The 3334-nt window shown below is 70.7% G+C and carries 5 protein-coding genes and 1 pseudogene; all 6 read left to right on the top strand.

Annotated elements, in window-relative coordinates; genetic code table 11:
* Positions 1-378 (top strand): annotated as a pseudogene (locus QH290_RS01840) (hypothetical protein); the annotation flags it as partial.
* A gap of 30 nt (positions 379-408) precedes the next feature.
* The gene (locus QH290_RS01845; RefSeq protein ID WP_280263103.1) at positions 409-738 is read left to right on the top strand and encodes a PE family protein; all 330 of its coding nucleotides are present in this window, start codon (positions 409-411) and stop codon (positions 736-738) included.
* A 17-nt stretch (positions 739-755) separates the two neighbouring features.
* Positions 756-1751 carry a PPE domain-containing protein gene (locus QH290_RS01850; RefSeq protein WP_280381786.1) on the top strand — a complete coding sequence of 332 codons (996 nt, stop codon included), beginning with the start codon at positions 756-758 and terminating at the stop codon, positions 1749-1751.
* Positions 1748-2539, top strand: coding sequence for an ESX secretion-associated protein EspG (locus QH290_RS01855; RefSeq protein WP_280381787.1), 792 nt, complete (start codon positions 1748-1750; stop codon positions 2537-2539). The genes QH290_RS01850 and QH290_RS01855 overlap by 4 nt, the downstream gene beginning before the upstream one ends.
* A 79-nt stretch (positions 2540-2618) precedes the next feature.
* Positions 2619-2909 carry a WXG100 family type VII secretion target gene (locus tag QH290_RS01860; RefSeq protein WP_280263107.1) on the top strand — a complete coding sequence of 97 codons (291 nt, stop codon included), beginning with the start codon at positions 2619-2621 and terminating at the stop codon, positions 2907-2909.
* A gap of 50 nt (positions 2910-2959) precedes the next feature.
* A partial coding sequence (locus tag QH290_RS01865; protein ID WP_280381788.1) for a WXG100 family type VII secretion target occupies positions 2960-3334 on the top strand: 375 nt, incomplete at its 3' end.

Here is a 3334-nt window from a genome sequence, read left to right on the forward strand (position 1 = left end):
GCCCTGGGTGTCGGTGGCGCGGCGGCAGGCGCCGCGGCGCAGCCACTGAGTCCCTGGCAGGGCACCCGCGCCGCGGGCGGTGTCAGCGGTGTGGGCGGCGCGGCCGCCGCCGCGAGTGCCGGGTCGGCGATGTCGGGCGGCATGTCGAGCACCGGCTCCGGCGGCAGCAGCCCGTACATGCCGATGGGCGGCGCGGCGGGCGCCGCCGGTGCGGGGCGGGCCGAGGACGCGGGCGCCGAGGCGGCGGTCAAGGCCAACATGGTCACCGGCCAGCACGGCGACGAGGTGGTCGGCCGGATCGAGGGGGTCACGTTGCCGGTGGTCGGCGCGACCGATACGTCGTCGGAACCACCGCCGGACAAGGAACTCACTCTCTGACACGGGTGCCCAGCACAACAGGAGGATGTAATGGCTGGTCAGGTGAATGACGGGCTGCAGTTCGACGCCGCCTCGGCCGGAAGGGCGGCAACGGGATTGGATGCGCTGGCCGACCGGCTGGCCTCGGATCTCAGCGCCGTCGAGGCGGCGCTGACGGTCGAACCCGCCGGGGTGGACGAGGTGTCGGGCCGCGCCGCGCAGACCTCGAACGAGGTGGCGACGTCGTATCTGTCGAGCGCCCAGGCCAGCGTGCACGAGATGCGCAAGCTGGCGGCGACGCTGCGGCTGAATACCGACCAGTTCGGCCAGATGGAGGCCGACAACGTCGCCAATCTCGGAGCGGTCGAGGGTTCGGCCTGAAAGGTATTGCGCAGCAGATGATCGAGATGCCACAGCCAGGGTTCACCGGCGTGGTGTGGGAAGCGCGCGAGCCGCAGAAGCTCGCGCAGGACCTCACCACGGGGCCGGGCTCTGTGCCGATGGCCGAGGCCGCGGCCGCATGGTCGCGGCTGGCTACCGGATTCGGCGCCGCCGTCGTCGAATACGAGCAGATCCTTGCTGCGCTGCGCGGCGCCTGGCAGTCCGGTCGCAGCGATGCGGTGATGGAACGCGTGTCGCGGCTGCGCGATTGGCTGGCCGAGGCCGCGGGCGCGGCGGCGCAGAACGCCGCGCGGATGCAGGCCCAGGTGGCCGCCTACGAGGTCGCGCGGCTGGCGATGCCCAATACCGCCGATATCGAATCCATCCAGCAGGTGCAGCGCATGCTGGAGTCGATCGGCGGCATGCTCGGCGCGCCGGTGCGCGCGGTGGCGGCCGACACCGATGCGGAGGCCGACGTCGCCAAGGCGGTGGCCTCGCGGGTGATGCGCAACTACGAATCGGCCACCGAACCGCTGGCGACGCCGTGGCAGCACGAGCAGCCGCCGACGGTGGCGCCGGAGAAGGCGCTGGCGGCCGAGCAGGCGGCCCGGCAGACGCCCGTGCCGTCGGTGGCGGGCGCCGCCATGCCCGGCATGATGCCGATGGGCCGGATGGCGATGCCGTCGATGCCGACCGCGGTGCCGCGGGTGCGCACGGCCTATCAGGCGCCGGTGTACGCGCAGTCGGGGGCGAGTGGCGAGGTGACGGCCCAGCCGGTCCCGGTGAACGCCTCGACCGCGAGCGCCGAGGCCGTCCCGATGAGTCCGGCGGCGGGCCCGGGTGGTGCGGGCGGCGCGTCGCAGGACGTGCCGCGGTTCCCGCGCGCCAGCCTCGCCGGCGAAGCGGGTGATCACCTCGACGGCGAGATCCAGGCCGCCCCCGCGGTTCTCGGCGGCGCCGAGCCCGCACCCACCCGGCCCGCGGCCGACTCGCAGAGCGGGGGTGCGCCGTGACGACCCTGAACAACGACGGGCTGCTCGCGGTGGCCGACCGCCTCGGTGTGCAGACCCTGCCCCTGGCGTTGTCGGTTGGGCCGCAACAGGATTCGTTCGAGGAGTTCCAGCGGGCCCACGAGCAGGCCGTCGCGGGCCTGATCGAGGGCGGCGTGATCGACGCGCACGGCGAGGTCGACGCGGAGCTGGCACAGGCGCTGTTCACGCTGGCGCAGCCGGAATACGAACTGTCCGTTCGCATCTACTCCGAGGAGGGCACGCGCCGGGCGTGCCTGGTGCGCCGCGGCGACGCGCACGCGGTGGCCGTGCGGCGCGGCGACAGCTTCGAGGTGCGGTCGGTGTGGGTCGACGGCTCCGGCCCGGCGGTCGCCGGACCGCTGCTGGCGGCGCTGGGCCCGTGTCCGGCGGCCGACGTCGCGACCCTCAGCGCACCGGCCGCCGAACTGGCCGACCGGCTGAACGCGGCCACCACCGCGAGCGAGTACACCGATGCGATGTACGCGCTCGGTGTCGCCGATCGCGATGCCACAGTCTTGGGCCTGGCATTCGGGTCCTGCCATACCGTCGCCGAGATCGTCGCGTCGACACATCACGACGGACTGACCACCCGGATCCCGGGGGCCGTCGCGGTGTACGACACCGCCCGCGGGCGGATCGTCGTCGCGCCCATGGTCGCCCCGGATCAGCAGGTCTGGTCCACGGTTACTCCGGGCACCGAACATCGTGTCACGCAAGCGATTACGGCGCTGCTCGACGGGCTGCCCGGGGGGAGGTGGCTGCCGCCGTAGCTCCATTTTCGAAATCTGTACCCAGCGAGATCGAGCCGATCTCCGAATCAACACAATTCGTGACGAAAGGATCCGAGATATGTCTATGTTCGGCGGAGACAAGGTAGGTGTCGTTGTGGGCGGCATCGACAAGGTTGTCAACGACATGGAGACGTCGATCAACAACCTGCGCAATTCCGTGAATGCCGTCGACGCGGCGTGCGACGAGGTTCGGGCGGGCTGGAAGGGCAGCGCGCAGGACGAGTTCAAGAGGATCATGGACGAATGGAGCGACGAGTCGGCGCAGCTCAACGACAAGCTCAATCGCCTGTCGCAGGCCGTCACCTCGGGTAAGGACCAGCTCGTCAAGATGGACGAGAACCCGGTCTAGGCCCGCAGTAACAGTCCCGCTATTCATTCGACGACAGAGGAACCGAGATCATGAGCGAGATTCTTTACGACCCCAAGGCCATGGACCGGCTGTTCGAGGAGCTGAAGACCAACGGCAGCAAGATCAACGGCGAGATCGATGCGCTGCAGACGGCCGCCAAGAACTTCCACGACAACCTGGGTGGCGAGAAGGCTCAGCAGAGCTTTCAGCACGCGAGCGACCAGATGAACACGGCGCTCGAGGACACCCGCCAGAAGCTGGACGCCCTGGCCCAGAAGGTCGAGAACGCCAAGAACGCCGCGCTCGAGGCCGACGGCCGCGTCGGCGACGGCGTAGCCGACATGAGAGCCCGGTCCCACCCAATTAGGGGGGCCGGGGGGGAGAGACCCCCCCGGCCCCCCCCAAAAAAGGGGGGGGCCCCAAAC

This window comes from Nocardia wallacei (genome assembly GCF_029869545.1).
GTDB lineage: Bacteria > Actinomycetota > Actinomycetes > Mycobacteriales > Mycobacteriaceae > Nocardia > Nocardia wallacei_A.

What these genes read in the sequence shown, in the direction of transcription:
- QH290_RS01845 (WP_280263103.1), top strand. Translation starts at nt 409, where the DNA reads ATGGCTGGTCAGGTGAATGACGGGCTGCAGTTCGACGCCGCCTCGGCC.
- QH290_RS01850 (WP_280381786.1), top strand. Translation starts at nt 756, where the DNA reads ATGATCGAGATGCCACAGCCAGGGTTCACCGGCGTGGTGTGGGAAGCG.
- QH290_RS01860 (WP_280263107.1), top strand. Translation starts at nt 2,619, where the DNA reads ATGTCTATGTTCGGCGGAGACAAGGTAGGTGTCGTTGTGGGCGGCATC.